Origin of the sequence: Nonomuraea sp. NPDC050790 (genome assembly GCF_044456745.1) — a bacterium.
GTDB lineage: Bacteria > Actinomycetota > Actinomycetes > Streptosporangiales > Streptosporangiaceae > Nonomuraea.
Genome location: NZ_JBITGF010000001.1, coordinates 1,170,568 through 1,195,443, shown reverse-complemented (window position 1 = coordinate 1,195,443; position 24,876 = coordinate 1,170,568). Strand labels below are relative to the sequence as shown.

The window sequence follows — 24,876 nt, the reverse complement described above, 5'->3', positions numbered from 1 at the left end:
ATAATGAGCGGTTATGTGAGTGTCAAGTAGATGAGCGCTCACCTATTTGGGAGGTTCGAGATGGCCGACGCGGTGGACGCGGTGCTGGAGCAGTGGCGCAGGGAACGTCCCGACCTGGACGTCTCGCCCATCGGCGTCGTCGGCAGGCTCATGCGGATCTCCCGCATGTGGGACATGGAGATCAAGGACCTGCTCGCCAAGCACGGGCTCGAACCCGGCGAGTTCGACGTCCTGTCCACGCTGCGGCGCTCGGGCGAGCCGTACGAGCTGACCGCAGGCACCTTCCTCAAGGTCTCCCTGGTCACCACCGGCGCCATCACCCTGCGCGTGGACAGGATGCGGGACAAGGGCCTGGTCACCCGGGTACGCGACACCGCCGACCGGCGCTCGGTCAAGATCCGCCTGACCCCGCTCGGCCTGGAGGTCATCGACCGGGTGCTGCCCGAGCACCTCGCCAACCAGGCCCGCCTGCTGCGCTCACTGAACGCGAAGGACCGCGACCGGTTCGCCGCGATCATGTCGGGCCTGCTGGAGTCCTACGGCGACACCCCGTCCACCGCCACGCCCTGACCCACATGGCCGAGCTTGGCCGGGTCGGACATCGCGCGGACCGCCCGGACCACGCCGTCGTCGAGGTCGAGCCCGACCACGCTGAGCACGCCGCCGTCCGCGTCGTACATGACGGCGCCCGGCCGGCCGTTGACCAGGGCCGACCGCAGGGTGACGCCGAGCGCCGCGCCCCTGCGGCAGACGCCGAGCAGCAGCCGCGCGACGGGCGTCCGCCCCTCCACCGGCCCGCTCAGCGCCTTCGCCCGGCCGCCGCCGTCGGTGTGGAGCACCACGTCCGGCGCGAGCAGGCCGAGCAGCGCGTCCAGGTCGCCGCCCTCGGCGGCGGCGAAGAACCTGCGGGCCAGCTCCCTGCCCTCGGCCCGGCGTTCCACGGAGTAGGCGCCGCCCGGCGGCCCCTCCGCGGCGATGCGCTGCCGGGCGCGGGCGAAGATCTGACGGCAGTTGGCCTCGCTCTTGCCGATCATGCCGGACAGGTCGGCGTAGCCGTACCCGAAGACCTCGCGCAGCGTGAACACCGCCCGCTCGACCGGCGACAGCGACTCCAGCAGCACGAGGAAGGCCATCGACAGCGCCTCGGCCAGTTCGGCGTGCTCGGCCGGTCCCGGCGTCCCGGGCAGGACCACGACGGGCTCGGGCAGCCGGTCGCCCACGGACCTCTCCCTGCGCACCCGCGCCGAGCCCAGGTGGTTGATCCCCCGGCGGGTGACCGCCGTGGTCAGGTACGCCTTCACGTCAGTGATCGGGGTGCCCGCGTGGCGCGCCTTGGCCAGACCGAGGAACGCCTCCTGCACGAGGTCCTCGGCGTCCCCCACGGAACCGGTCATCCCGTAGGCGATGGAGAACAGCAGCGGCCGGTAGCCCGCGCCGGTCCCCTCGGTCGTTCCCGGCACGAACCCCTCCGCGGTGTCACAGGTCGCCGGGGTCCTTTGTCTTAGAGGGCCGACAACGAGGCGTACACCAAGAATGCCCCGCCCACCGGCATCTAGCGCAAGGAGCACCGTCATGAACCTCGCCCTGTGGATCAGCGCCGGAGTGCTGACCGCCGCCCTGCTCATCGCGGGCGTCGGCAAGCTGGTCGTGCCCAAGGAGAAGCTGGCCAAGGTACGCGGCGCCGGGTGGACCGCCGGCTTCAGCCAGAGCTTCCTCAGGACCGTCGCGGTCATCGAACTCCTGGCGGCCGCCGGGCTGATCCTGCCCGCCGTCACCGGCATCGCGCCCATCCTGGTGCCGCTCGCCGCGGTCGGGGTCGTGCTGCTGATGATCGGCGCGATGATCACCCACCTGCGCCGGCGGGAGATCCTCCCGTCCGTCGGGAACGTGGTCTACCTGGCCCTGGCCGCCTTCGTCGCCTGGGGCCGCTTCACCCTCGGCTGACCGTCGATGACAGGCGCGGCGGTCGTTGGTACGTTGTTCCCGGGTGTGCCGGGAAGTCTGGTCGGCGGTTTCTTCGCCGACCCGGAAGGGGCCCGCCGATGCGCGCGCGTGACCTGCTCGCCGACTTTCCCACCGTCACGCCGGACACCCCGGTGATCGAGGCGGCCAGGCTGCTGGCCGACCAGGACCTGCCCGGGCTGATCGTCGTGGACGAACGCGGGCTGCCCGCCAGCATCCTGCCCGGCACCCAGGTGCTGCGGCTGGCCGTGCCGGGCTACTGCCAGGACGATCCGGCGCTCGCGCGGGTCATCGACGAGGCCCACGCCGACGAGTTCCTGCGGACGCTGGCCGACCGCACGGTCCGCGCGGCGCTGCCGAAGACCGAACGCGAACTGCCCATCACCGACCCCGACGCCACCGTCCTCGAACTCGCGGCGCTCATGGCCAGGACCCACAGCCCGCTGGTCGCGGTCGTCGAGGACGACCGGCTGCTCGGCGCGGTCACGCTGCAGGCGCTGCTCGACCGGGTGCTCGCTTCATGACGGTGACCGCGTGGCTGGCGGTCGCCGTCTTCCTCGGCGCGTACGCGCTGATCGCCACCGAGAGGGTGCACCGGGTCGCGGCGGCGCTGGGCGGGGCCGGGATCATGCTGCTGATCCACGCCACCGACGCCGGCACCGCGTTCTTCGACGAGTCGACGGGCATCGACTGGAACGTCGTCTTCCTGCTGCTCGGCATGATGATCATCGTCGGGGTGCTGAAGCAGACCGGGGTGTTCGAGTACCTGGCGATCTGGGCGGCCAAGCGGGCCAAGGGCCGGCCGTACCGGCTGATGGTGCTGCTGGTGGTGATCACCGCGTCGGCGTCGGCGCTGCTGGACAACGTCACGACGGTGCTGCTGATCGCGCCGGTGACCTTCCTGGTGTGCGAACGGCTGGCGCTGCCGGTCGTGCCGTACCTGATCGCCGAGGCGATGGCCTCCAACATCGGCGGCGCCTCGACGCTCGTGGGCGATCCGCCGAACATCATCATCGCCAGCCGGGCCGGGCTGTCGTTCAACGACTTCCTCGTCCACATGGCGCCGATGGTGATCCTGCTGATGGTCGCCTTCGTGATCATGTGCAAGTTCCTGTTCCGGCGGCACTTCCGCTACGACCCGGAGCGGGCCGCCGCGATCATGACGCTGAACGAGCGGGAGGCCATCAAGGACCGCCGCCTGCTGTGGCAGTCGCTCGTGGTGCTGGCACTGGTGATGGCGGCGTTCGTGCTGCACCCGGTGCTGCACTACGAGCCGTCGGTCGTCGCGGTGCTCGGCGCCGGCATCCTGGTGGCGGCCACCAAGGTCACCACCGAGGAGGCCATCGCGGAGGTGGAGTGGCCGACGCTGGTGTTCTTCGCCGGGTTGTTCGTCATGGTCGGCGCGCTCGTGCACACCGGCGTGATCGGGCAGATCTCCCAGGCCGCGGCCGACGCCACGCGGGGCCAGCTCGGGCTGACGACGATGACGCTGCTGTGGGCCTCGGCGGGGCTGTCGGCGATCGTGGACAACATCCCGTACGTGGCCACGATGAGCCCGATCGTCGAGGGACTGGTCCAGGCCAACGGCGGCGGCGAGACGGCGCAGGTGCTGTGGTGGGCGCTGGCCTTCGGCGCCGACCTGGGCGGCAACGCCACGGCCGTCGGCGCCGCGGCCAACGTCGTGATCGTCGGCATCGCCGCCCGCAACGGCACCCCGATCAGCTTCTGGCAGTTCACCAAGTACGGGCTGGTCGTCACCCTGGTCACCATCGCCCTGGTCACGCCCTATCTGTGGCTGCGCTACCTCTAGGGGCGGTGGGCGGCCATGACGCGGCGCATGTCGGAGATCGCGCGCATCGTGCCGCGGACCGTGCCGGTCACCTTCGAGCGGCCGACCCGCGGCAGGTAGCCGACCTCCACCTCGGCGATCCGCCATCCGGCCGCCGCCGCCCGCAGGACCATCTCCAGCGGATAGCCGAAGCGCCGGTCGGCCAGCCCGAGGTCCACGAGGGGAACCCGCCGCGCGGCCCGCATCGGCCCCAGGTCCGACAACTCCGCCCCGGTACGGCGGCGCAGTTCCCTGGCCAGCACGGCGTTGCCCAGCCGGGCGTGCCAGGGCCAGGCCCCGGCGGCCCGAGGGCGCCTGGCCCCGAGGACGAGGCCGGCCCGTCCCTCGGCGACCGGCGCGGCGACCTCGGGTAGCCGGCGTGGGTCGAGGGAGGCGTCGGCGTCCATGAAGCAGACGAGGTCGGCGCGGGCGGCGAGCAGCCCCGCGTGGCAGGCGGCGCCGAACCCGCGCCGGGGCTCGCTCACCACCTCCGCGCCGAGGTCGCGGGCGACCTGGGCGGTGCGGTCGGTGGAGCCGTTGTCCACGACGATGGGACGGTAGCCGTCCGGCATGCGCCCCAGCACCCAGCCGAGCGCCGCCTCCTCGTCGAGGCAGGGCAGGATCACGTCGACGGTCATGACCAGGCGAACTCCTTCATCCCGGCCTCGAAGCCGATCTCGGCGCGGAAGCCCAGCGCGGCCTCGGCCTTGGCGGGCGAGGCGACGATGTGGCGCACGTCGCCCAGCCGGTAGCCGCCGGTGATCGCCGGCGGCGGGCCGCCGCGGGCGCCGGACAGCGCGTCGGCCATCTGGCCGACGGTGTGCGGGGCGCCGCTGGCGATGTTGTAGGCGGCCAGGGTGCCCGGGAGCGGGGGCGTGCGCAGGGCCGCGAGGTTGGCCCGCGCCACGTCGCGCACGTGGACGAAGTCGCGGAGCTGGCCACCGTCCTCGAAGACCCGCGGCGCCCTGCCCGCCTCGAGCTCCGAGCGGAAGATCGCGGCCACGCCCGCGTAGGGGGTGTCACGGGGCATACGGGGGCCGTAGACGTTGTGGTAGCGCAGGGCCACGACGGTGCCGCCGGTCTCCCGGGCCCAGTTGGCGGCCAGGTGCTCCTGGGCGAGCTTGCTCGTGGCGTAGGCGTTGCGGGGGTCGGGCGGGGCGTCCTCGGCGATGACCGCGTGCTGGACGGCTGCGCCGCAGCGCGGGCAGACCGGGTCGAAGCGCCCCCGGTCGAGGTCGGGGACGGCGCGCGGGCCGGGGCGGACCGGGCCGTGCTCGCGGCAGGCGTAGGCGCCTTCGCCGTAGACGACCATCGAGGAGGCCAGGACCAGCCGGGTCACCCGGTGCCTGGCCATCGCGGCCAGCAGGACGGCGGTGCCGTACACGTTGACCGAGGCGTAGCCGGGCAGATCGCCCACGTCCACGCCGAGCCCGACCTTGGCCGCCTGGTGGACGACGGCCTCGACTCCGGGCAGCAGGCGGTCCAGCGCGGCGTCGTCGCGCACGTCGTCGCCCCGCGCCAGATCCAGGCCGGCGACCTCGTGCCCGTCCGCCTCCAGCGCCTCGGCGACGTGGCTCCCGATGAACCCGGCCGAGCCGGTGACCATGACCTTCACGTCATCGACGCTAGTCAGGGGGCCGGCCGTACTGAAGCGACGTTCGCGCTTCGTAAGAACTCTTACGGCCCGCGAACGTCGGGTGAGCGGGCGGTAACGGAGCGCAGCATCGGTGAAAGGCTTCGTCCATGAGGGTCGGAGCGGTGCTCGTGCTCCTGGCCGCCGTGCTGGTCGTGACGGTGGCCGGGCCGCCGCGCCTGGGCTGGTACCTGGCCGCCTGGGCGCTGTTCGCCGTCGCGTTGTGGGCGGCCAGGCGGCTGCCCGAGCGCCGGCTCGGCGTGCTGGTGGTCGCGGGCGGGATCGTGCTGGCGGCGACCGGGCTGTCGGCGCCGCCGAGCAGCAGCACCGACTCCTTCCGCTACGCCTGGGACGGCCGGGTGCAGGCGGCGGGCATCGCGCCCTACGACCATCCGCCCGCCGACCGGGCGCTCGCTCCGCTGCGCGACGCGTGGCTGTTCCCCGCCACGTGCGGGGCGGCCGGTCTGTCACCGCTGCCGGACGGCGGGTGCACGCGCGTCAACAGGCCCACGGTGCCGACCATCTACCCGCCGCTCGCCCAGGGGTACTTCCTGCTGGTCCACTGGCTGTCCCCGGACGGCGTCCGGCACAAGGCGCTGCAGGTCGGCGGCTGGGTGATGGCAGTGGCCGTCCTGCTACCGCTGGCCCGCCGCGACCCGCGCGCGGCGGCCTGCTGGGCGTGGTGCCCGGCGGTGCCGATCGAGGCGGTCAACAACGCGCACGTGGACATGCTGGCCGTGCTGCTCGTCGTGCTCGCCCTGTCCACGAGCTCCGCGGGCCCGGCACGCGGGGCGCTGCTCGGCGCGGCGATCGCCGCCAAGCTGCTGCCGCTGGCGGTGCTGCCCGGCGTGCTGGCACGGCCCTCCTGGCGGCGGATCGTGGCGGTCGCGCTGCCCGCGGCGCTGGTAGTGGCCCTGGCCTACCTGCCGTACGTGCTGGTCTCGGCGGGCTCGGTCGCCGGCTACCTGCCCGGCTACCTCGCCGAGGAACGCTACGACGCCGCCGGGGGCGGGAACCGCTACCTGCTCCTGCGGCTGGTGCTGCCCGACGGCTGGGCGCCGTACGCAGCGATCGCGCTGCTCGTCCTCCTCGCCCTGCTCGTCCTGCGGTACGGCGACGCCGGCCGCCCGTTCGACGGCGCGCTGCTGGTCACCGGCTCGATGCTGCTGTTGTTCACGCCCGGCTACTCCTGGTACGCGCTGCTCGTGGTCGCGCTCGCCGCCATGGCCGGCCGGTGGGAGTGGCTGGGCGTGGCCCTGGCCGGAGCCGTCGCCTACGTCCTGGGCCCGGCGGCCGGCCCCGTCCCCGCCACGCTCTTCTACGGCGCGGCCGCCCTGGCCGTGCTCGCCGCCCGCCGATCCCGTGACCTGGAGGTGGCGCGATGATCGCGCGCTTCACCAGTGCCCTGCGCTCGGAACAGGTGGCCGCCAAGCTCGGCCTCTGGCTCGGGGTGAGCTTCACCGTGGCCTTCGCCACCGGCCTGTTCAGCCACTTCCTGCAGCATCCGCCCGCCTGGCTGCTGTGGCCCTCGCGCCCGGTCAACCTCTACCGGGTCACCCAGGGGCTGCACGTCGTCGGCGGCATCGCCACGGTGCCGCTGCTGCTGGCCAAGCTGTGGGCGGTCTACCCGAAGCTGTGGCAGTGGCCGCCGCTGCGCTCGGCCGGGCACGGCATCGAGCGGCTGTTCGTCCTGGTCCTGGTGGGCGGCGCGCTGTTCCAGCTCGTCACCGGCCTGCTGAACATCGCCTACGTCTACCCGTGGCCGTTCGGCTTCCTTCAGGCGCACTACTGGACCGCCTACCTGGTCTACGGCGCGCTGGTCATCCACGTGGCCACCGAGTGGGCGAAGATCCGCAAGGGCGCCTGGACCCGGGTGGAGAGCCAGGACCGGCGCAGGTTCCTCTGGACGGTGGCCGCCGCCTGCGGGCTGACCGCCCTGGTCACCGCGGGTGAGACGCTCACGCCGCTGGAACGGCTGGCCGTGCTGGCCCCCCGCGACCCGCGCGCCGGACCCCAGGGCGTGCCGGTCAACCGCTCGGCCGCGGCGGCCGGCGTCGAGCGCGTGAGCGGCTACCGGCTGACCGTCACCGGGGCGGTCCGCACCCCTTTGTTCCTCGGCTACGCGGACCTCCTGCGGCTGCCGCAGCACACCGTCCGGCTGCCGATCGCGTGCGTGGAGGGCTGGAGCGTCGAGTGCGAGTGGACCGGCGTACGGCTGCGCGACCTGCTGGCCGCCGCCGGGGCCGCACCCGGCGCCCTCGTCACCGTCGAGTCGCTGGAGCGCGCGGGCTACTACCGCAGCAGCGAGGTCCGCCCGCCGCACTGGAACGACCCGCTGACGCTGCTGGCCCTGAAGCTCAACGCGCGCACGCTCGACCCCGACCACGGCTACCCGGTGCGCCTGATCGCGCCGAACCGTCCCGGTGTCCAGCAGACGAAGTGGGTGAGCGAGGTGCGCGTGTCATGAAATATCTGGCTTATGGGGTGGGGGTCGCGCTGATCGGCGTCGGCCTCACCGGGCTCACCCGCGACGGCATCGTCATCGGCTGGGCCGTGTGCTTCGGCGCCATCCTCTTCGCGCACGACGCGCTGCTCATGCCCGCGGCGCTGCTGGCCGGAACGGTCGTCGGCCGGTGGCCGCCCGCCCGGCGGGCGAGCGTCATCGTGGCCGCCCTGCTGACCGCGGCCACGCTGCCGACCGTGCTCGCCCTCGGGCGCAGGCCCGACAACCCGTCGATCCTGCCGCTGGACTACCCGCTCAACCTCGCCCTCGTGCTGGCTGCGCTCGTGCTGGTCGCGCCGGCCCGCCGCCTCCTCGTAAGGACTGATCGTTCTGCTTAGCCGTACCGCGGAGCCACGCGCCCAGATCGTGGTCCTCGCCAAGGAGCCCGTGCCCGGCCGGGTCAAGACCAGGCTCACGCCGCCGTTCAGCCCCGGGCAGGCCGCGGCGCTGGCGGAGGCGGCGCTGGCCGACAGCCTGCGCGCGGTCGCCGCCGCCCCCGCCACGCAGCGGCTGCTGGCGCTGGACGGGCTGCCGGGCGGCTGGCTGCCCGCCGGGTACGCGATCATCGCGCAGCGCGGCGACGGCCTCGACGAACGCCTGGCCGCGGCCTTCGCCGACGCCCACCGGCTGCGGCCCGACCCGGTCGTGCTCATCGGCATGGACACGCCGCAGGTCACGCCGGAACTGCTGGCCGCCGCGGGCGAGGCGCTGACCTGCCACGACGCCGTCTTCGGACCGGCGGCCGACGGCGGCTTCTGGCTGCTCGGCCTGCGCGTGCCCGATCCCGCGCTGCTGCTGGGCGTGCCCATGTCCCATCCGGAGACCGGCAAGCGTCAGCTCGACCGGCTGGAGCGGGCGGGCCTGGCCGTACATCATCTGCCGGAGCTCACCGACGTCGACACCGCCGCCGACGCCGCGCACGTCGCCGCCCACGCGCCGCGCACCCGTTTCGCCGGGCTTCTGCGGGAGATGGGCCGATGATCGGAGAGCTGTACGCCGAGGCGCTCACCGGCGCGCCCGCGCTCATCGAGCACCTCGACGGCACGACCCGCCCGCTCGACAGCGGCCCGTGGTTCCGCCTGGACGCCGCCGACGAGGCGCTGCTCGGCCAGTGCCGCGGCCCCACCCTGGACATCGGCTCCGGCCCGGGACGTCTGACCGCGGCCCTGACCAGGCGCGGCGGCTACGCGCTCGGCATCGACATCACGCCGAGCGCCGTCGGCCTGACCCGCAGCGCGGGCGGTCGCGCCCTGCTGCGCGACGTCTTCGACGACCTGCCCGGCACCGGCCGCTGGTCCACCGCGCTGCTGGCCGACGGCAACATCGGCATCGGCGGCCACCCCCAGGCCCTGCTGCGCCGCATCCGCGAGCTCGTCCGGCCGGGCGGCGCGGTCCTCGCCGACCTCGCCCCGCCCCGGGAGCCGAGCCGCGTCGACCGGGTACGGCTGCGCCGCGGCGAGCTGACCGGCGAATGGTTCGCCTGGGCCACGGTCTCGGCCGCCGACGTCGCCCGGGTGGCCGCGAGCGCGGGCTTCCCCTCCGCTCGCTGCTGGACGGTCGCCGGACGCTGGCTGGCCCGCCTCACCTGACCGGAGCGCGCAGCTCCCGCAGCGACAGCAGGCTCAGCACCAGCGGCAGCAGCCACAGGAACGCCTTGACGGCGATCACCGTGACCTGCTGCGACTCCCACGTCTCGCCCTTGAGCTGCGCCTCCACCTGTCCCCACAGGCTGGAGGTCATCATGCCGGTGGCGTACGCGCCGGCCGCCAGCATCAACGGCCACCCCATGCGGGCGGACCGGAACAGCGCCGCCGCGGCGACGATGAGCAGCAGGCCCGCGACATAGTCCTCCAGGACGGTGACCGGCGTCGTCCCCAGGGCGGCGAGGCCACGCCGGAAAGTCTCCAGAGCGATGAACAGCAGACCGAGCACGGCGGCAGAGATTGCGGCGAACCGGGAGATGGGTGACATGCCTGACTCCAGGGGGTGTCCGAGTGGCTTCACCGGAGATCGTAACGGTGGACGCCCGAGGCACTACCCTTTCGCCATGTCTGTCGATCTTGCGGCGAACGTGCTGGTCGGCCTGACCTTCGTGCTGATCGCAGGGGTCCCCGCGGCCTGCGCCGCGTCCGCCGCCGCGCTCTCCGCTCCGGACGGCCGCCACGGGGCCATGAGGTGGGGGTTCGTCGTCGCGGGACTGTCCGTGTCGGTGGCCGGGGCCGCGTTGATGGTGCTCGGCGCGTGGCTGGCGCATGGCGACGGGCGTCGCGGCGCCATCGAGTCCCTCGGTCTGCTGCTGCTCACCCTCGCGGGCGCGGGCCTGGTCGTCGCCGGTCTCGGCCCGCTGCCCTCGTGGCTGCTCCAGCTCTCCCGCCCCCATGGGGAACGGCTGCCGCCGCCCTTCCGCCTGGCGGTGCGCGACCTGGCCCATCACCGGGGCCGCTCGGCCCCCGCGATCACGCTGGCGATGATGGCGACGGCCTGCGGCGTCGCGCTGACGGTCGTGGCAGCCGGGGAGGCGACGCAGGACCGGGCCGCGTACGCCCCCCTGGCCCGCCCCGGCGCTCTCGTGATCCGGTCGGCCGCCGAGTTCAGGCCGCCTTTGTCGGAGACCGAAGCGGGCGCCGTTCGGGCAGCCGTCCAGCGGGAGTTGCCCGGGGTGCCGATCGCCGAGATCGTGCACCCTCCGGAGACGCTCTGGAACTTCTCGGCGGACGCCGCGGACGTCCGCATTCCAGACACGGGTTACCACTGGCCGCAGATCGTCGGTGACGCGAGGCTGCTGCGGTATCTCACGGGTGATCAGTCGACGCCTTATGACGAGAACACCGCCGTGGTGATCACGTCGGCCGGCGTGCCGGTGGACTCGGTGCTGCTGTCCTACACGATCGGCGACGCCGACGAACCGTCCGCCGGCAAGACCGTCCCCGCGGTCACGGCCAGGACCACCGACCCGAACACGCAGACGATCTTCATCCCTTCGAAGATCGTCCGGGACCTCGGCTTCCGGCTCCAGCCGCAGTCGCTGATCGTCGACCCCGCCGTCCGCCGGGTCACGGAACAGGAGCGCGAGCGCCTCGACGACCTGCTGGACGACGCGGTCGCGGAGGTCTACGTCGAGCGGGGCTTCCAGGCCCCGGCCGGTTGGCCGCCGGTCATCGGGGCGTTGCTCCTCGCCGCCCTCGTCTGCGCGCTGAGGGCCCGCTCCGGCAGGGCCGCGGACGCGCGGCACGCCCGGGTCCTGCGGCAGGACTCGGCCTTCCGGTGGTTCCGCGCCCTCCGCGCGGGTCTGAGCGCGGCGCTGGCGTCGGTTACCGGCGCGCTCGCCGGAGGTCTCGCCGGGATGTCGCTGGTGTGGCCGTTGTCCGTGTCCACCTCGTGGAACGACCCGGCGCGGGTCGCGTTCGAGACCCTGGCCGGCGATCGTGGCCGTCGCCGCCGGCCTGCCCCTCCTGGCCGCCGCCCTCGCCGCGCTTCTCCCCCGGACCCTTTTCACCGGAAAGATGCGCGGGCACGTCGAGAACCCCCGACCGGCGCCGACCCCTCCGTGAACGACCGGGAACCACGAGGAGAGACCATGTCCGAGAACAAGCGCGTCGTCGAGCGGTACATCGCCGGGTTCAACGCCTCCGACCACGAGCAGATCCTCTCGTGCCTGACCGACGACATCGAGTGGACCGTGTTCGGCCACTACCGGATCACCGGCAAAGCGGATGCGGCCGACGCTCGCAACGCTAGCGCTCGGTGCCGTCACCGGCTGGTGTGCCTCCGCGGACCGGTTCGAGTACGAAGACCGGGATCTGGCGGTCGGTCTTGCGCTGGTAGCCGGCGTAGTCCGGGTACGCGTCCACCGCCCGGCTCCACCAGAGGGCCTTCTCTTCCCCGAACACCTCACGCGCCCGGTACTCCCGGACCACCTCGCCGTCCTGAAGCTCGATGACCGGCTCGGCGACCAGGCTGGCGTACCACTGCGGGTTGGTCGGCTCGCCCCCCGTGGAGGCGACAGCCGCGTAGCGCCCCGCGTGCTCGACACGCATCAGCGGCGTCTTGCGAACCTTCCCGGTTTTGGCACCCCGGTAGGTCATCAGCACGGTGGGCAGTCCACTGATCGTGACGCCGTCGGTCGTGCCGGTGCGCACGATCTGCTCGACGTGCTCGCGGACCCATCCCGACGCGCTCGGTTCGTAGTCACCGGTCAACGCCATGCCTCGATCGACGTGCCCGGCCGGTCGCGATTGCGCGACTAGACCGTGCCGGCGGTCGTGTGGGTGGTGGGGCGCCTGGTGTCCACGTTGTCGGTCAAGGTGTTGAGGATGCCGGGTAGTCCGGCCACCGTTTCAGCGGGCAGGCCGGCCACGGTCTCCTCCGCCAGAGCGCACCACAGCTGCTTGACCTGCTCGGCCAGAGCTTTGCCGCTGTCGGTGAGTTCGACGATGCTGGCGCGCTTGTCGGAGGGGGCGGGGGTGCGGCGGATGTGGCCGCCGGCTTCGAGTTTGCGGGTCATGAGGGTGACGCTGGGCGGTTCGATGCCAAGCGCATCGCTGAGCTGGGCGCCGATCATCGGACCGGATCGGGTGAGTTCGAGCAGGAGCGCCTCCTGGCCGGTGTGCAGGCCGAGCGGGGCCAGCAGTGATGCGGCCCTGGCCCGGTGGCGCAGGCTCAACAGGCGGATGGCTTGGTTGAGGGCGTCGGCGTGCTCGAAGTCCATGGGCTCCCCTTGACGGATTAGTTATGCGCATAACTATTATGCGCATAATCAATCCTATTCGACGTTGAGGAGCCGGGCATGACCGTGAAGGTCTCCGTCATCTACTACAGCGCGACAGGCAGCGTGCACGCGCTCGCGCAGGCCGTCGCCGAGGGCGCCGCCTCGGCCGGGGCCGAGGTGCGGCTGCGGCGGGTCGCCGAACTGGCGCCCGCCAGCGCGATCGATGAGAACCCGCTGTGGCGGCGGCACGCCGACGCCGCCGGGTCGATCCCCGAGGCCTCGATCGATGACCTGGCGTGGGCCGATGCGTTCGCGTTCGGGACGCCGACGCGGTTCGGCGCTCCTGCCGCGCAGCTCAAGCAGTTCATCGACCAGGCCGGCGGCTTGTGGCACGAAGGCGGACTGGCCGACAAGCCGGTCACGGCCTTCACCTCGGCGTTCAACCGGCACGGCGGCAGCGAGGCCACGATCTTGTCGCTGGGCAACGTCTTCTACCACTGGGGAGCCCTGATCGTGCCGCCCGGGTTCACCGATCCGGTCGTGTACGCCGCCGGGGGCAACCCTTATGGCACCTCGCATGTGACCGGCCCGACCGGCGACGGCCCGGACACCGCGGTGCTGGCAGCGGCCAGGTACCAGGGGCAGCGGCTGGCCCAGATCACGATCCGGCTGCTGGGCAGCGGGCGCGTCAGCGATGCCGGCGCGCACGGCGGAAACGCCCGCGAAGCCCTGGCCGCTACGGCCTCCCGGCCCGCGTGAGCGGCGGGTTGGCCGGGGAGGAAGTCAAAGACAATCAACATCGAGACGCAGCGGGCCGGACCGCGCACCGGGCCCGCCTGGCTGGTTCTGGCGCTGGCGTGCGCCTGCCAGTTCATGGTGATCCTGGATTCGTCCATCGTGAACGTGGCCCTGCCCTCGGTGCGCGAGGACCTCGGCTTCACACCCACCGGCCTGGCCTGGGTGGTGAACGGCTACCTGCTCACCTTCGCCGGATTGATGCTGCTGGGTGGCCGTGCCGCCGACCTGTACGGTCCGCGCCGGATGCTGGTCGCCGGGATCTGCCTGTTCTCCCTCGCAAGCCTGGCCGGCGGCCTGGCAACCGCTCCGGAGGTCCTGGTGGCCGCCCGCCTCGCGCAGGGCATCGGAGCCGCCCTGATGGCCCCGGCGACACTGGCCGTGATCAACACCTCCTTCACCGAGCCGGGCGCGCGCGCCAAGGCGTTCGGTGCCTGGTCCGCCGCAGGCGGTGTGGGCGGGCTCGCCGGCGCGATCGCGGGCGGCGCCATCACCACCGGCCTGTCATGGCGGTGGGTCTTCCTCATCAACGCGCCCATCGGCGGGATGCTGATCGTCGCGGCGACGATGTCGCTGGCCGGCACGCGAGGCAGCCGGCGAGGATCGCTCGACCTAACGGGCGCCCTCACCGGGACGGCGGGGCTGGCCGCGCTGATCTACGGGGTCATGCAGAGCGCCGATCACGGCTGGTCGTCCAGGCTGGTCATCGGGCCGATCGTGGCGGGCCTGCTCCTACTCGTCGTCTTCATCGTGGTAGAGGCACGCTTCGCCGCCCAGCCGATGGTGCCACTGCGGCTGTTCAAGATCCGCGGGGTGGCGGTCGGCAGCGGCATGCTGCTGCTGTTCGGCGGAATCGCCATCGCGATGTGGTACTTCACCTCGCTCTTCCTGCAGAACGTCCTCGGCTACAGCGCGCTGCAAGCCGGGCTCGGGCAGACACCCGCGGCGGTGATGTTCATGCTGGTCGCGCGGTGGGCCGCCGCCCTGCTGCCGCGCACCGGCGTGCGGCCTCTGTTGCTGTCGGGCAGTGCTTGTTTCGTGGGCGGTTTCGGCTGGCTCTCCCTGGCTCACGCCGGCAGCGGCTATGCCACCAGCGTGCTCGGGCCTACGCTGCTCATCGCGGTCGGCATCGGGCTGACCTTCCCCACTCTCATGGCCGCGGCGACCGCCGACGTTCCTGAGGGCGACGCGGGGATCATCGGCGGCTTGGCCCAAACCGCCAGCCAGGTGGGCGGGTCGATCGGCCTGGCGGTGCTCGCGACGGCCGCCGGCGCCAGAGCCGCGTCGGAGGCCGGCGGGAGTTCCCCGGCCGACGCCCTCGCCGCCGGGTATGGCCTGGTCTTCCTCATGGCGGCCGGGCTCGGCCTGGCCATCGCGGTGGCCAGCATGCTGCTGCCTCGGCACCGGCGCGGCTGACCGCAGGCGACACCGCGGGATTCGCTCGCCGCACCCTGTGTCCGCGTACCACCTCACGGGGCGGTGCATGTGAACCGTCCTGGATTGAGTTCCGACTTCTCCTGGAGGATGGAGCGATGCCACGTCAGTTCCCGCCCGAGGTTCGCCCAGCGCGCGTTGCGGCTGCTGGGCGAGTCCCGCGAGAACCACGCGCCGAAGCACGAGGCGATCAAGGACGTAGCGTCGAGGCCAGTCCAGCTGGTTATGGTCAGTGCGCAGGTCGGAGAGCACCTTGCGCAGCTCAGGGAACTCCTCGGCGATCGCCGGGACCGCTCCCTGGTCCTCGCCGGTGTGGTGGCGTGTCAACGCCGTGCAGATGGAAAGACAGTGGGCGCGCAGGTCCTGTGGCGGAAGCCCTTTGCCGTTCGGCCGCGACTGGGACGATGCCCGCGTGAAGCTGCTGCGTGAGGACGGCTGGCGGAGCCCGCACAGCTCCCTCGGGGTGCCCGGTTACGGGCGGCACGGCACGATCGCTGCCCGCGACACCACTGAAGCCCAGCGGGCGGCCGCCGTCACCAGGCTGACCGGCCGCCAGGTGCCCGGCTGGCGCCGCGAGGAACAGGGCCGGACCCTGTTGGACACCTCCTCCTGGTACGCCAGGGTGGGTGCCACGCCCACCTGAGGGAGCTCCTGCGCAGGAGGTCGTGACGTTCGCCGGGCTGGCGCCGTCACCGCCGTTGGTCACGGCCGGTGATCGTCTCAGTGTCGCGATGTCTCACGTCTCGCGCGCGCGAGAGCACGCATGGGGGCCACACCCGCGGTGAGACGAGACAACGTGCACAAACCGCGGAACATCACGGCCAGCGATGAACCGGCGATCACCTCTCATCCTGCGTGGGAGCGGGCGGCCGCCGACGCGGACATAGACGGGCCGGGGCGACAGTAGTTCACCGACCGGCTACACACCATCTAGCTCTGGCGCAGGGTTTGGGCTGTGGATTGGGCGAGGGTGGCTAGGTGGTGGAGGTCGGCGGGGGTCAACGACGTTAGTGGTACGGCGATCGCCGTACCGACGGCTTGTTTGAAGCGTTCGACCAGTTCCGTCCCGCAGTGGGTGAGGGATACCAGGGATACGCGGCGGTCGCTGGGATCGGGGCGGCGGCGAATGAGCTCGCGACGTTCCAGGCGGTCGACGAGGCCGGTGACATTGGCCTTGTCACAGTGCATCCGAGTGGCCAGCTCGCCGTGGGACAACGGCCCGGTGGCCAGCGCGGTGAGGAGCTGGGCCTGTTGGGGGGTGAGGCCGAATGCGCGGCTGATCCTCGCCCGGACTCCCTCGACCACGCAGCACAGCTCGAGCAGCGCCTCGGTGGGGCTGAGTTCCTCAGGTGCGAGTCTCATGATCGAGAGTCTACTATTAGTACGTTACCTCAACTGTTAAGAGCATGTACTAGTGAGGAGAAGTATCGTGGTCAAGCGTGTGGCAGTGGTCACTGGGAGCTCGCGTGGGATCGGGCGGGCGGTCGCGCTACGGCTGGCCGCGGACGGCACGGCTGTGGTCGGGGGTTACCGAGACGACGGCAGGGCCGCAGGGCGGGTCGTTGCCGAGATCGAGGCAAAGGGTGGGCACGCCACGATGGTCCGGGCGGATGCGACCGATCCGGAACGGCTCCAGGCACTGTTCGATGTGGCCGACGAGCGGTACGGCAGGCTGGACGTGATGGTGCACAACGTCGGCGGGTTCGCGCGCGGCCCGCTGAGCGAGGCCGCCGATGATGACTACCAGCGGGTCTTCGCGCCGAATACGCATGCCACCTTCGTCGCGCTGCGCGAAGCGGGGCGGCGAATGCGCGATGGCGGGCGCATCGTGGTCATCTCCTCAGTTGTCACCCGCCTCAACCCACCCGGTGAGGCTCTGTACGCAGCGAGCAAGGCGGCTGGCGAACACCTCGTCCGCACCTTCTCCCGCGAACTCGGGCCACGGGGCATCACCGTCAACAGCGTGCTGCCGGGTCCGACTGACACCGATGGTTTCGCGGCGACGCCGGATCAGGTCGAAGCGCTCATAGCTCAGACGCCGCTCGGTCGTGTAGGGGAGCCGGACGACATCGCTGACGTCGTCGCCTTTCTGGCGTCCGATGCGGCAAGGTGGGTAACCGGCCAGCGCATCGCCGTGGACGGTGGCCTGTCCTGAACCGTGAGCACGTAGAGAAGGTGCTTGAGACGGGACAAATGAGAACGCGGCCAGGGTTCCGGCGGCCCGGGGGCGTGTTGCATGAGTGGTCGCACTGTGAACAGCCGCCAGAGCCGAGGCCGACCTGGGCGTCGGCCGTTTCATATGCCGGCGCAAGCCACCGGACTCCTGCAACGGCCTTGCGAAACGCTCCGGCCGCTGAGGCGGGCGCGGCGCCGAGCCCGACGGCCACGGCGAAACGTGAGAGGGGCCTTGACGGCAACGCCCACAGGCAGCCAAAGCTGATCGCCGTGGAGATCGTGGCCGACCTGCTCGCCGATGACCCGTTGCCGCTACCCGGCTTGGACTGGCTGCCCGAGGACCCCGCGTAGGGCGTGAGCGGCACCTGTCATCCTCAAAGAGGACGGCCCCTGCGCGTCAATAAGCGCTATCGCAGGTCAGCCCGTTTCTTTCGATGGCGAACTCGGCACCGGCGACGGCTCGGGCGGCGCCGCAGTGTCATCCTCCGCCGCAGGTCAGCGCTACGTCCGTGCCCGATCTGCGTACGGCAGCGCTAGTGACACGGCGCCGACCCCTTTGAGTGGCTGCCGTACGGCGACACGCCGACTCGCCAACACCCCGCGGGGAGTCCGCGCCGGGCGTAGCGTTCACGGTTGTGACCACCGTGCATCACCCCGACACCGCCGTGGCCGACGCGGATGCGGCGGTCGGCGACCTGGTCGACGCCGCCTTCGACGTCAGCACTCGCTGCGCCAGCCAGCTACGGCGGCTGACCGCGCAACTCGGCGAGGCCGATCTGGCCGACGGCGAGCGCCGGCAGCTGGCCGTCACGGCCGCCGACTTGCAGGACGCGCTGGCCACCTTCCTGGCCACCATCACCGGCCCCGTCACCAGCACCGGCGTGAACGACGGGGTGCTGCGGCTGGCGGCCGCCGACGACGTCGAGCACCTGCACGCCGGTGAGCTGGCCGCCTCCCGCCTGGGTGATGACGCGCTGAGCGACGTGGTGCTGCTGGCCGCGCTGGGCCGGGCCGGCAACCGGGAGTTCGGCGCCGCCGTACACGCCGCCGCCGGTGCTGGCGCGAGCCTGGCCGCCATGGCGGAGGCCGCCGACATGGCGCCGGTCGAGGTGCGCCAGCGCTGGACGAAATGGGCGCGGCGCCGCGTGCGCGACGGCGTCCTGAACGAAGGCGAGCGGACCCGGCTCGCGGTGCAACTGGAGGCCGAATTGGAAGCGATGGCCTGACATCCTGGGGCGATCCGGGAAGACCGGGGACATGTCCAGCCCGCCCCCGGTCGCCACCTGGCCCTCCGTGACCTCCTGGCCGCGCCCCGTCTGACGCCAGAACGTGCTCCTCCTGGCCCGTCCCCCTTCCCAGGTAGAGACCCGATGTGCCGGTGTCTGACGGCTACCGCGCCTGCCGTCAGACACCTCAGCATGGGGTCGCGACGGTCTGATGGTTCCGGACCTCATGAAGAGAGCTGCAAGTCAGCGGTCGAGGGGCGGCTTGATCCGCTGCAGGAGATCGTCTGGGCCTTTGACCTTGCCGACACGCAGATCTCGGATCAGTTCGGTCAGGGAGGCGGCCTGGGCGATAGGAGCCCAACGGGGGAGAAGATCCATGGCATCGGGCAGTGCTTCGGCGAACGCGTGCAGCGTCTCAGTCCAGCAGCCTTCCAGGTCCAGGTAGAAGTGGGGTGCGGTCGCGTGGCGGCAGTAGACGGTGACAGAGATTGGCGGCGGGCCTGCGTCGTCGAACTCGCCGATGGTGAGCCACTTCTTGAACTGCAGATTCCCCTATGTCGCCGTGGTGAGCCTCACAGGCTTGGTCGAGCTCCTCTTCAGCTGCCGTATGTTGCCAGCGGCCGTCGGCATAGAGGGACGCTTCATACAACGTGGCCACCTTGGGGATCCTCCATCTCGAAGGTGGGGGTGGGCGTACAGGCCGAGACCCATGACCGGCTGATACTGCCGCGCGCTAGCTAGATCATGAACAAGCGCTGGGGGCCCGTGGCGGTGCTCATGCTCTCCCAGTCTGATCGTTCGTGCCGAGCCACGCCATGGTGGCCGGGTGCGAGTCCCTTCGAATGTCCCTGGGTCCGTTTCATGTGTGGTCGCGCGGTGAGCAGCCCTCAGAGCCGAGACCGATCTGGGCGTCGGCCGTTTCATATGCCAGCGCAAGCCACCGGACTCCGGCAACGGCCTTTACGAAACGCTCCGGCCGCTGGGCGGGCGCGGCCGCGGCGACCTTCAGCCCCCGTCCGGACGCGCTTGGCGGGGATGGCGGCTCGCCAACCGCGTGCCCTGCGTCCCCCGGCCCGATGATGTGAGGAAGCCGGGTCGTGTTCGAGCGCTGTCCGTGTCAATAAGCGCTTCCCCAGTTCAACAGCGGTGCCCCGGTGCCGAAGTCGTCGCTGGCCAGGCCCTTCGCGGCCGGCAGGGTGTTCCCCGTCATTCCTGGTCAGGCTCACGCGGCCGTCAGGGCAACAGGTGGCTTCGCTATTGACACACGGGATCACAGACGGCCTGTGGTCCCGTGGCCTATCGGTGCGTTCCGGCTCTGGCCGCGCGGGCGGCCGCCTCGCCGTGCTCGGCGATGAGGGCGACCTCCAGGCAGGCCGGGCACGGCGAACGCCCCGGCCAGAGCGAGCGCCGCCGCACCGGCCCCGAGCACGAAGGCCAGGCCGAAGCCCGCCTCGGCGGGCACGCCGGTCCCGGGGTCGAGGCGGGCGGCCAGGATCGACAGCCCGGCCTGGCTGCCCAGCGTCTCTCCCAGCGTCCTGGCCAGGGTGCTGATGCCGGTGGACACCCCGGTCTCGCCCGGGGCGACCGCCCGGACGATCAGGCTGGTCATGGCGGTGAACGCGAGGCCGTAGCCGACTCCCATGACGGCGCTGATGGCCATGAGCTGCCACGGCTCGCGGTGCCACAGGGCCAGCGCGGCGACGGACAGCGCCATCACGAGTGCGCCGGCGATGATCACGGCCCGGGGCGGCAGGACCCGCTCCAGCGCCCCGGCGGCCGGGCCGGCAACAAGGAAGGCCAGCGCGGTGGGCAGCAGGTACAGCCCGGCCTGGGCGGTCGTGCCGCCGAAGCCGTACCCCGTCTCGACGGGCAGCGTCACCAACTGGGGAACCACGACGAAGACCACCACGCTGGAGAAGCCGACCGCCAGGGCGATCAGCGACGGCGCCAGCACCACCCGGCGGCGCAGCAGCGCCATGTCGACGAACGGCCGCGGGTGGCGGGACTCGTGCCGGATCCATCCGGCGGCTCCGGCCACGGCGAACACGAGCAGCGGCGTGACGCGCCAGGACAGCCAGCCGTCGTCGGCCGCGTAGGTGACCGACAGCAGCAGCGCCACGACCGAGGCGGCGAACAACAGGACCCCGACGAGGTCGAGCGCGCCGCCGAGGCGGAGGTCGGAGCCGGGGATGACCAGCCGTGCGGCCACCGTGGCGACGAGCATCGCCGCCCCGGCGCCGAGCAGCCAGCGGTGCGAGAAGGCGTCGGCCAGGGCGCCGCCGACCAGGTAGCCGATGAGCCCGCCCGCGGTGGCCACGCCGCCGATCGTGCCGATCGCGACGCCGACGGGGCGCGCCGGCAGAACCTCGCGGGCCAGCCCGTACGCCAGCGGGTAGATCCCGGCTCCCACACCCAGCAGGAGCTGACCGGCGATCATCAACGGCAGGCCGGGGGCCAGTCCCGACACCAGGGCGCCGGCCGCCATGATGGCGAAGGTCCAGGTGACCACGCGCCGCTTGCCGTACATGTCGCCCAGACGCCCGGCGACCGGGGTCGCGATCGAGGCGGCGAGGAGGAAGCCGGTGAACAGCCACGCGGCGGCGGACGGCGAGGCGCCGAGATCGGCCTGGAAGCGTACGAGGCCGGGCACGATGGCCGAGCCCAGCGTCGTGTAGATCAGTACCCCGGCCAGCAGAACGAGTAGCGTCGGCATGCGAAGGCCTCCTGTATGAACGTTTATGCACTACGATGGAGAAGTCACCCAGGAATCCGAGGAGAGTCCGTGCCGCCTCGCTCGCGCGCCACCGTCGCGAAGCCCGCCAAGATCCCACCGGCGGAGCGCATCCTGGCCGCCGCGGAGGAGCTTTTCTTCACCCAGGGCTTCAAGGGCACGAGCGTCAGGGACATCACGGCGGCCAGCGGCCTGACGCCCGCCGCGCTCTACAACCACTTCCCCTCCAAGGAAGAAGTCCTGTTCACACTGGTCAGCCGGGCCACGGACGAGGGTGAGCGGATGCTCAACGACGCCGTCGCCGCCGCGGCGGCCGACCCGGAGAGCCAGCTGAGGGCGCTGGCGTACGCCTCGGCCCTCTTCCATGCCCGCCACCGCGCCTCGGCCATGATCGCCACGTTCGAGTACGTCCATCTGCCCGAGGCCCAGCGGGCGGTCATCGTCGAGCGCCGCCGCGGCCTGCGGACCCGGCTAGAGCGCACACTGGAGCACGGCGTGCGTTCGGGGGTCTTCGAGCTGCCCGCCATGCGGGGTGACGCGACGAAGCTCACCGCCACGGCGATCGTCAACCTGGTCCTGCGGGCGACCGAGTTCTTCGGCCCGTTTCCGGCGGTCAAGGACGAGGAACTGGCCGGGCTCCACGCCGACCTGGCCTGCCGGATGGTGCTGGCGCGCTACTAGGCGCGTACCCACCCGCCGTCGACAAAGAGGGCCTGGCCCGTCACGTAGCGGGCCTCGTCGGAGGCCAGCCAGCAGACCGCGTTCGCGATCTCCTCAGGCTGCCCCAACCTGGCGATGGGCTGGGTCGCCGTCTGTTTGGCCGCGAGTTCCCTGAGGTTGCCGTGGTCGGCCATCGCGGTGTCGACGAAGCCGGGGCAGACGGCGTTGGCGCGGATGCCGCTGCGGCCCAGCTCGACGGCGAGCGCCCTGGTCAGCGAGAGCAGGCCGCCCTTCGAGGCGTCGTAGGCGATCTGCCCGAAGAAGCCGATCACGGCCACGGAGCAGATGTTGACGATCGCGCCCGCGCCCGAGCGCGCGAGGTGCTCGACCGCCGCCTGGCTGAGGACGAACGGGGCGCGCAGGTTGACCGCGAGCACCCGGTCCCAGTCCTCCAGCGTGTAGTCGCGGATCTTGGCGCGGGCGCCGGTGGCGGCGTTGTTGACCAGGATGTCGAGGCCGCCGAGGCGTTCGGCAGCCTGCGCGACGACGGCCCTGGCCGCGTCGGCGTCGGAGACGTCGGCCACCTGGACGATCCCCTTCCCGCCGTCGCGCTCGACCCGCGCGAGCGTCGCCCGCGCGCCCTCGGCGTCGAGGTCGCACAGCGCCACGTGCGCGCCGTCCGCCGCCATCCGGGTGGCGATGGCGGCGCCGATGCCGCGCGCCGCTCCCGTGATCAATGCGGTACGGCCGGCCAGAGTCATGCCCCGCCTCCTTCCGTGATCGGTGTCTCCAGGTGGCGCAGCCGCCATTCGGTCCGCCCGCGGCGCCGGTAGTCGGTGCTGAACCAGCGCGGCACGTTGTGGGTGGCGCCGCCGTCCACGAGCTGAGCGGTCCCGGTGACGTAGGAGCTGTCGTCCCCGGCGAGGAACGCCACCGCGGCGGCCACGTCCTCCGGGCGGCCGACCCGGCCGAGCGGCGTCTGCGCCTCGATGATGCGGTCCATGCCCTGATCCAGCAGGTTCTTGGTCATCGCGGTGGAGGTGACCCCCGGCATCACCGCGTTGACCCGCACGCCGTGGGCGCCGAGCTCGCCGGCCATGACCTGGACCAGCATGTTGAGCGCGGCCTTGGTGGCGCAGTAGGCGGAGAACAGGGCGGCGGGGGCGACCGCGCCGTTGGAGGAGTTGACGATGATCGATCCGCCGCGGCGGCCGTCGACCATGTGCCGGGCGGCGGTCTGGCACACCAGGAAGGTGCCGGTCAGGTTGACGGCGACGTGCCGGTTCCAGGTGTCGAGCGGCAAATCGAGGAAGGCGTCGACGCGGCCCCATCCGGCGTTGGCGAAGCAGATGTCGAGCCTGCCGTGAGCCCGCGCCGTCTCGGTGAAGACCCGCTCGACCTGCTCGGGGTCGGTCTGGTCCATCGCGGCGGCGCGCACGTCGAGGCCTTCGCCGCGCAGGTCGGCGGCCACGCGATCCGCGCCCGCGGCGTCCCGATCGGCGACGACGACCGCGGCTCCCTGCCCGGCGAGCTTGCGCGCGGTGGCGGCGCCGATCCCGCCGGCACCGCCGGTGATCAGTGCGACCCGGTCGCGCAGTGGGGTATCCATAAGCGTCTCCATGAATAATCGTTCATACTTGCTTGAGGCGGGTGCGGCGGACTTTCAGCCCGGCGGCCTCGCGGTCCCAGGTGTCGGGCGTGACGCCCTCGCGGCGCAGGCGCCGCTTCTCGATCTTGCTGGTGGGGGTCTTGGGCAGTTCGCCCAGCACGCGCACGTACCGGGGCACCATGAAGTGCGGGAGCCGTTCCAGGAGAAACTCCAGGAGGTCGCGCGGGTCGAGGCGCGCGCCGTCGACGGGTGCCACGGCCGCGAGCACGTCGTCCTCGCCGTCGCCGCTCGGCACCGCGACGGCCGCGGCCTCCCGGACCGCCGGATGGCGCAGGATCTCCGCCTCGACCTCGCTGGAGGAGATGTTCTCCCCGCGCCGCCTGATCGCGTCCTTGATCCGGTCGACGAAGAAGTAGTCGCCGTGCTCGTCCGTGCGGAAGGCGTCGCCGGTGTGAAACCAGCCGTTGCGCCAGGCCGCCGCCGTCGCCTCGGGGGCGCCGAGGTAGCCGCTGGTCATCGCCCAGGGCAGGTCGGTGCGGATGACGAGCTCGCCGATCTCCCCCTGCGGGACCTCCTGGTCGTGGGCGTCGACCACGCGTACCTGGACGCCCGGCCGCGGCCTGCCGCAACTGCCCGGCGTGGCCGGGTTGAGCTCGGAGACGAGCGGCACGCTCACCTCGGTCATGTTGAACACCGTGAGGATGTCGCAGCCGAAGCGGCGGCCGAACTCCCCCGCGTTGTCCGTGAGCGGGACCAGGTAGACCAGCCGGAGCGTAGTGTCGCGCTCGCCCGGCCTGGGTGGCTGCTTGAGCAGGAAGGTCGCCATGACGCCGAGAAGCGTGCAGCAGGTGGCGCCGGTGCGCTCGATGACGTCCCAGAACGTGCTGGTGTCGAAGGACTCGACCAGCACCACGGACGCGCCCACGATCAGCGCGCCCGCGATGTCCTGCAGCCCGCCGCCGTGGAAGATCGGCAGGCTGGTGAGGCAGCGGTCGTCGGCCGACAGGTGCTCCTCGACGGCGGTGACGGTGGCCCACAGGTGCACATAGGAGGAGATCACGCCCTTGGAGGGGCCGGTGGTGCCCGAGGTGAAGATCACCGCGTACGGGTCCCAGGGCTGGGCCGGGCATGGGTCCTCCGCGCTCTCGGTGGCGTCCGGGTGCAGTACGGCGGCGCCGTGCGCGCCGACCCCCGGCAGCGGCGCGCACGGCCCGCCGGCCACGACGACGTGCTCCACCCCGGCCAGGTCGAGGCCGATCAGCCGGTCGGCCAGGTCAGCGTGCGCGACGACGACCTTCGGCCGCACGAGCGTGAGCACGTGCGCCAGGATGTCGCCGCGGTAGGCGGTGTTGACGGGGACGAACACGGCGCCGAGCTGGTTGGCGCCGAACCACACGCGCAGGATCTCCGGCCCGTTGGGCAGCCACACGAGCACGTGGTCGCCCGCGTGCACGCCCAGTGAGCGCAGGCCGCTCGCGGCGGAGAGCGTCTCGTCCCAGGCGTCGCCGTAGGTCCACGCGGTCCCGTCGGCGAAGGAGACGAAGGGCCGGTCGGGCTCCTGGCGTGCCCGATCCCGCAGAAGCAGCGGGAGCACGCACTGTCCACGGGGTGG

At 72.1% G+C, this 24,876-nt stretch carries 26 protein-coding genes; 15 read left to right on the top strand and 11 right to left on the bottom strand.

From position 1 onward, the window contains the following. Positions 1-30: 30 nt before the first annotated feature. Complete coding sequence (locus ACIBEJ_RS05335) at positions 31-570, top strand: MarR family winged helix-turn-helix transcriptional regulator (RefSeq protein ID WP_397181348.1); 540 nt, start codon at positions 31-33, stop codon at positions 568-570. On the opposite strand, the gene ACIBEJ_RS05330 is transcribed toward ACIBEJ_RS05335, so the two are convergent. Beyond that, complete coding sequence (locus tag ACIBEJ_RS05330) at positions 537-1,460, bottom strand: sigma-70 family RNA polymerase sigma factor (RefSeq protein ID WP_397181347.1); 924 nt, start codon at positions 1,458-1,460, stop codon at positions 537-539. The genes ACIBEJ_RS05335 and ACIBEJ_RS05330 overlap by 34 nt on opposite strands. A 112-nt stretch (positions 1,461-1,572) precedes the next feature. On the opposite strand from ACIBEJ_RS05330, the gene ACIBEJ_RS05325 reads away from it, so the two are divergent. The 3 genes from ACIBEJ_RS05325 to ACIBEJ_RS05315 all read left to right on the top strand — a co-directional run bounded on the left by ACIBEJ_RS05325 (position 1,573) and on the right by ACIBEJ_RS05315 (position 3,772). Further along, the gene (locus tag ACIBEJ_RS05325) at positions 1,573-1,944 is read left to right on the top strand and encodes a DoxX family protein (RefSeq protein ID WP_397181346.1); all 372 of its coding nucleotides are present in this window, start codon (positions 1,573-1,575) and stop codon (positions 1,942-1,944) included. Between the two features lie 98 nt (positions 1,945-2,042). Continuing rightward, positions 2,043-2,486 (top strand): CBS domain-containing protein, encoded by a 444-nt coding sequence (locus ACIBEJ_RS05320; protein ID WP_397181345.1) that lies wholly within the window; start codon positions 2,043-2,045, stop codon positions 2,484-2,486. After that, complete coding sequence (locus tag ACIBEJ_RS05315) at positions 2,483-3,772, top strand: ArsB/NhaD family transporter (protein ID WP_397181344.1); 1,290 nt, start codon at positions 2,483-2,485, stop codon at positions 3,770-3,772. The genes ACIBEJ_RS05320 and ACIBEJ_RS05315 overlap by 4 nt, the downstream gene beginning before the upstream one ends. Here the strand turns inward: ACIBEJ_RS05315 and ACIBEJ_RS05310 are convergent. Continuing rightward, a complete protein-coding gene (locus ACIBEJ_RS05310) occupies positions 3,769-4,428 on the bottom strand; it encodes a glycosyltransferase family 2 protein (RefSeq protein ID WP_397181343.1) in 660 nt (219 codons plus the stop codon). The genes ACIBEJ_RS05315 and ACIBEJ_RS05310 overlap by 4 nt on opposite strands. Next, positions 4,425-5,405: an NAD-dependent epimerase/dehydratase family protein gene (locus tag ACIBEJ_RS05305; RefSeq protein ID WP_397181342.1), complete on the bottom strand. Its 981-nt coding sequence runs from the start codon at positions 5,403-5,405 to the stop codon at positions 4,425-4,427. The genes ACIBEJ_RS05310 and ACIBEJ_RS05305 overlap by 4 nt, the downstream gene beginning before the upstream one ends. Positions 5,406-5,533: 128 nt before the next feature. On the opposite strand from ACIBEJ_RS05305, the gene ACIBEJ_RS05300 reads away from it, so the two are divergent. From ACIBEJ_RS05300 to ACIBEJ_RS05280, 5 genes are read left to right on the top strand one after another with little or no spacing between them, the layout of a single operon-like run. After that, complete coding sequence (locus tag ACIBEJ_RS05300) at positions 5,534-6,808, top strand: glycosyltransferase 87 family protein (RefSeq protein ID WP_397181341.1); 1,275 nt, start codon at positions 5,534-5,536, stop codon at positions 6,806-6,808. After that, positions 6,805-7,890: a molybdopterin-dependent oxidoreductase gene (locus tag ACIBEJ_RS05295; protein WP_397181340.1), complete on the top strand. Its 1,086-nt coding sequence runs from the start codon at positions 6,805-6,807 to the stop codon at positions 7,888-7,890. The genes ACIBEJ_RS05300 and ACIBEJ_RS05295 overlap by 4 nt, the downstream gene beginning before the upstream one ends. Beyond that, positions 7,887-8,264 carry a hypothetical protein gene (locus ACIBEJ_RS05290; RefSeq protein WP_397181339.1) on the top strand — a complete coding sequence of 126 codons (378 nt, stop codon included), beginning with the start codon at positions 7,887-7,889 and terminating at the stop codon, positions 8,262-8,264. Before ACIBEJ_RS05295 ends, ACIBEJ_RS05290 begins: the two co-directional genes overlap by 4 nt. Before the next feature lie 28 nt (positions 8,265-8,292). Next, the gene (locus ACIBEJ_RS05285; protein WP_397181338.1) at positions 8,293-8,907 is read left to right on the top strand and encodes a TIGR04282 family arsenosugar biosynthesis glycosyltransferase; all 615 of its coding nucleotides are present in this window, start codon (positions 8,293-8,295) and stop codon (positions 8,905-8,907) included. Beyond that, the gene (locus tag ACIBEJ_RS05280) at positions 8,904-9,515 is read left to right on the top strand and encodes a class I SAM-dependent methyltransferase (RefSeq protein WP_397181337.1); all 612 of its coding nucleotides are present in this window, start codon (positions 8,904-8,906) and stop codon (positions 9,513-9,515) included. The genes ACIBEJ_RS05285 and ACIBEJ_RS05280 overlap by 4 nt, the downstream gene beginning before the upstream one ends. Here the strand turns inward: ACIBEJ_RS05280 and ACIBEJ_RS05275 are convergent. The 3 genes from ACIBEJ_RS05275 to ACIBEJ_RS05265 all read right to left on the bottom strand — a co-directional run bounded on the left by ACIBEJ_RS05275 (position 9,508) and on the right by ACIBEJ_RS05265 (position 12,634). Beyond that, a complete protein-coding gene (locus ACIBEJ_RS05275; RefSeq protein WP_397181336.1) occupies positions 9,508-9,897 on the bottom strand; it encodes a hypothetical protein in 390 nt (129 codons plus the stop codon). The two genes, ACIBEJ_RS05280 and ACIBEJ_RS05275, sit on opposite strands and share 8 nt — an antisense overlap. A gap of 1,763 nt (positions 9,898-11,660) precedes the next feature. Further along, positions 11,661-12,131, bottom strand: coding sequence for a nitroreductase family deazaflavin-dependent oxidoreductase (locus tag ACIBEJ_RS05270; RefSeq protein ID WP_397181335.1), 471 nt, complete (start codon positions 12,129-12,131; stop codon positions 11,661-11,663). 38 nt (positions 12,132-12,169) lie between these two features. Beyond that, the gene (locus tag ACIBEJ_RS05265) at positions 12,170-12,634 is read right to left on the bottom strand and encodes a MarR family winged helix-turn-helix transcriptional regulator (RefSeq protein ID WP_397181334.1); all 465 of its coding nucleotides are present in this window, start codon (positions 12,632-12,634) and stop codon (positions 12,170-12,172) included. Between the two features lie 78 nt (positions 12,635-12,712). On the opposite strand from ACIBEJ_RS05265, the gene wrbA reads away from it, so the two are divergent. The 3 genes from wrbA to ACIBEJ_RS05250 all read left to right on the top strand — a co-directional run bounded on the left by wrbA (position 12,713) and on the right by ACIBEJ_RS05250 (position 15,506). Next, positions 12,713-13,393 (top strand): NAD(P)H:quinone oxidoreductase, encoded by a 681-nt coding sequence (wrbA, locus tag ACIBEJ_RS05260; protein ID WP_397181333.1) that lies wholly within the window; start codon positions 12,713-12,715, stop codon positions 13,391-13,393. Positions 13,394-13,426: 33 nt separating this feature from the next. Then, on the top strand, positions 13,427-14,845 hold the full coding sequence (locus tag ACIBEJ_RS05255; RefSeq protein WP_397181995.1) for an MFS transporter: 1,419 nt from the start codon (positions 13,427-13,429) through the stop codon (positions 14,843-14,845). Between the two features lie 430 nt (positions 14,846-15,275). Then, positions 15,276-15,506, top strand: a complete 231-nt coding sequence (locus ACIBEJ_RS05250) for a hypothetical protein (protein ID WP_397181332.1) — start codon at positions 15,276-15,278, stop codon at positions 15,504-15,506. Between the two features lie 287 nt (positions 15,507-15,793). On the opposite strand, the gene ACIBEJ_RS05245 is transcribed toward ACIBEJ_RS05250, so the two are convergent. Continuing rightward, positions 15,794-16,225: a MarR family transcriptional regulator gene (locus tag ACIBEJ_RS05245; RefSeq protein ID WP_397181330.1), complete on the bottom strand. Its 432-nt coding sequence runs from the start codon at positions 16,223-16,225 to the stop codon at positions 15,794-15,796. Positions 16,226-16,292: 67 nt separating this feature from the next. Here ACIBEJ_RS05245 and ACIBEJ_RS05240 point away from each other — a divergent pair, with 67 nt between their 5' ends. Next, positions 16,293-17,018, top strand: coding sequence for an SDR family oxidoreductase (locus ACIBEJ_RS05240; RefSeq protein ID WP_397181329.1), 726 nt, complete (start codon positions 16,293-16,295; stop codon positions 17,016-17,018). 655 nt (positions 17,019-17,673) lie between these two features. Next, positions 17,674-18,264, top strand: a complete 591-nt coding sequence (locus tag ACIBEJ_RS05235) for a hypothetical protein (protein WP_397181328.1) — start codon at positions 17,674-17,676, stop codon at positions 18,262-18,264. Positions 18,265-19,534: 1,270 nt separating this feature from the next. Here ACIBEJ_RS05235 and ACIBEJ_RS05230 read toward each other — a convergent pair. Continuing rightward, complete coding sequence (locus ACIBEJ_RS05230) at positions 19,535-20,977, bottom strand: MFS transporter (RefSeq protein ID WP_397181327.1); 1,443 nt, start codon at positions 20,975-20,977, stop codon at positions 19,535-19,537. A gap of 69 nt (positions 20,978-21,046) precedes the next feature. Here ACIBEJ_RS05230 and ACIBEJ_RS05225 point away from each other — a divergent pair, with 69 nt between their 5' ends. Continuing rightward, positions 21,047-21,676 (top strand): TetR/AcrR family transcriptional regulator, encoded by a 630-nt coding sequence (locus tag ACIBEJ_RS05225; RefSeq protein ID WP_397181326.1) that lies wholly within the window; start codon positions 21,047-21,049, stop codon positions 21,674-21,676. Here ACIBEJ_RS05225 and ACIBEJ_RS05220 read toward each other — a convergent pair. From ACIBEJ_RS05220 to ACIBEJ_RS05210, 3 genes are read right to left on the bottom strand one after another with little or no spacing between them, the layout of a single operon-like run. After that, complete coding sequence (locus ACIBEJ_RS05220; RefSeq protein WP_397181325.1) at positions 21,673-22,416, bottom strand: SDR family NAD(P)-dependent oxidoreductase; 744 nt, start codon at positions 22,414-22,416, stop codon at positions 21,673-21,675. The genes ACIBEJ_RS05225 and ACIBEJ_RS05220 overlap by 4 nt on opposite strands. Further along, entirely contained in the window at positions 22,413-23,264 is an 852-nt protein-coding gene (locus tag ACIBEJ_RS05215; protein WP_397181324.1) for an SDR family NAD(P)-dependent oxidoreductase, read from the bottom strand. Before ACIBEJ_RS05215 ends, ACIBEJ_RS05220 begins: the two co-directional genes overlap by 4 nt. A gap of 22 nt (positions 23,265-23,286) precedes the next feature. After that, positions 23,287-24,858 carry an AMP-binding protein gene (locus ACIBEJ_RS05210; protein WP_397181323.1) on the bottom strand — a complete coding sequence of 524 codons (1,572 nt, stop codon included), beginning with the start codon at positions 24,856-24,858 and terminating at the stop codon, positions 23,287-23,289. Positions 24,859-24,876: the final 18 nt, after the last annotated feature.

Excerpts from the sequence above, each read along its gene's own strand:
- ACIBEJ_RS05245 (WP_397181330.1), bottom strand. The coding sequence starts at position 16,225 with ATGAGACTCGCACCTGAGGAACTCAGCCCCACCGAGGCGCTGCTCGAG.
- wrbA (WP_397181333.1), top strand. The coding sequence starts at position 12,713 with ATGACCGTGAAGGTCTCCGTCATCTACTACAGCGCGACAGGCAGCGTG.
- ACIBEJ_RS05300 (WP_397181341.1), top strand. The coding sequence starts at position 5,534 with ATGAGGGTCGGAGCGGTGCTCGTGCTCCTGGCCGCCGTGCTGGTCGTG.
- ACIBEJ_RS05320 (WP_397181345.1), top strand. The coding sequence starts at position 2,043 with ATGCGCGCGCGTGACCTGCTCGCCGACTTTCCCACCGTCACGCCGGAC.
- ACIBEJ_RS05290 (WP_397181339.1), top strand. The coding sequence starts at position 7,887 with ATGAAATATCTGGCTTATGGGGTGGGGGTCGCGCTGATCGGCGTCGGC.
- ACIBEJ_RS05265 (WP_397181334.1), bottom strand. The coding sequence starts at position 12,634 with ATGGACTTCGAGCACGCCGACGCCCTCAACCAAGCCATCCGCCTGTTG.
- ACIBEJ_RS05325 (WP_397181346.1), top strand. The coding sequence starts at position 1,573 with ATGAACCTCGCCCTGTGGATCAGCGCCGGAGTGCTGACCGCCGCCCTG.
- ACIBEJ_RS05335 (WP_397181348.1), top strand. The coding sequence starts at position 31 with ATGAGCGCTCACCTATTTGGGAGGTTCGAGATGGCCGACGCGGTGGAC.
- ACIBEJ_RS05280 (WP_397181337.1), top strand. The coding sequence starts at position 8,904 with ATGATCGGAGAGCTGTACGCCGAGGCGCTCACCGGCGCGCCCGCGCTC.
- ACIBEJ_RS05315 (WP_397181344.1), top strand. The coding sequence starts at position 2,483 with ATGACGGTGACCGCGTGGCTGGCGGTCGCCGTCTTCCTCGGCGCGTAC.
- ACIBEJ_RS05310 (WP_397181343.1), bottom strand. The coding sequence starts at position 4,428 with ATGACCGTCGACGTGATCCTGCCCTGCCTCGACGAGGAGGCGGCGCTC.
- ACIBEJ_RS05275 (WP_397181336.1), bottom strand. The coding sequence starts at position 9,897 with ATGTCACCCATCTCCCGGTTCGCCGCAATCTCTGCCGCCGTGCTCGGT.
- ACIBEJ_RS05230 (WP_397181327.1), bottom strand. The coding sequence starts at position 20,977 with ATGCCGACGCTACTCGTTCTGCTGGCCGGGGTACTGATCTACACGACG.
- ACIBEJ_RS05220 (WP_397181325.1), bottom strand. The coding sequence starts at position 22,416 with ATGACTCTGGCCGGCCGTACCGCATTGATCACGGGAGCGGCGCGCGGC.
- ACIBEJ_RS05270 (WP_397181335.1), bottom strand. The coding sequence starts at position 12,131 with ATGGCGTTGACCGGTGACTACGAACCGAGCGCGTCGGGATGGGTCCGC.
- ACIBEJ_RS05295 (WP_397181340.1), top strand. The coding sequence starts at position 6,805 with ATGATCGCGCGCTTCACCAGTGCCCTGCGCTCGGAACAGGTGGCCGCC.
- ACIBEJ_RS05215 (WP_397181324.1), bottom strand. The coding sequence starts at position 23,264 with ATGGATACCCCACTGCGCGACCGGGTCGCACTGATCACCGGCGGTGCC.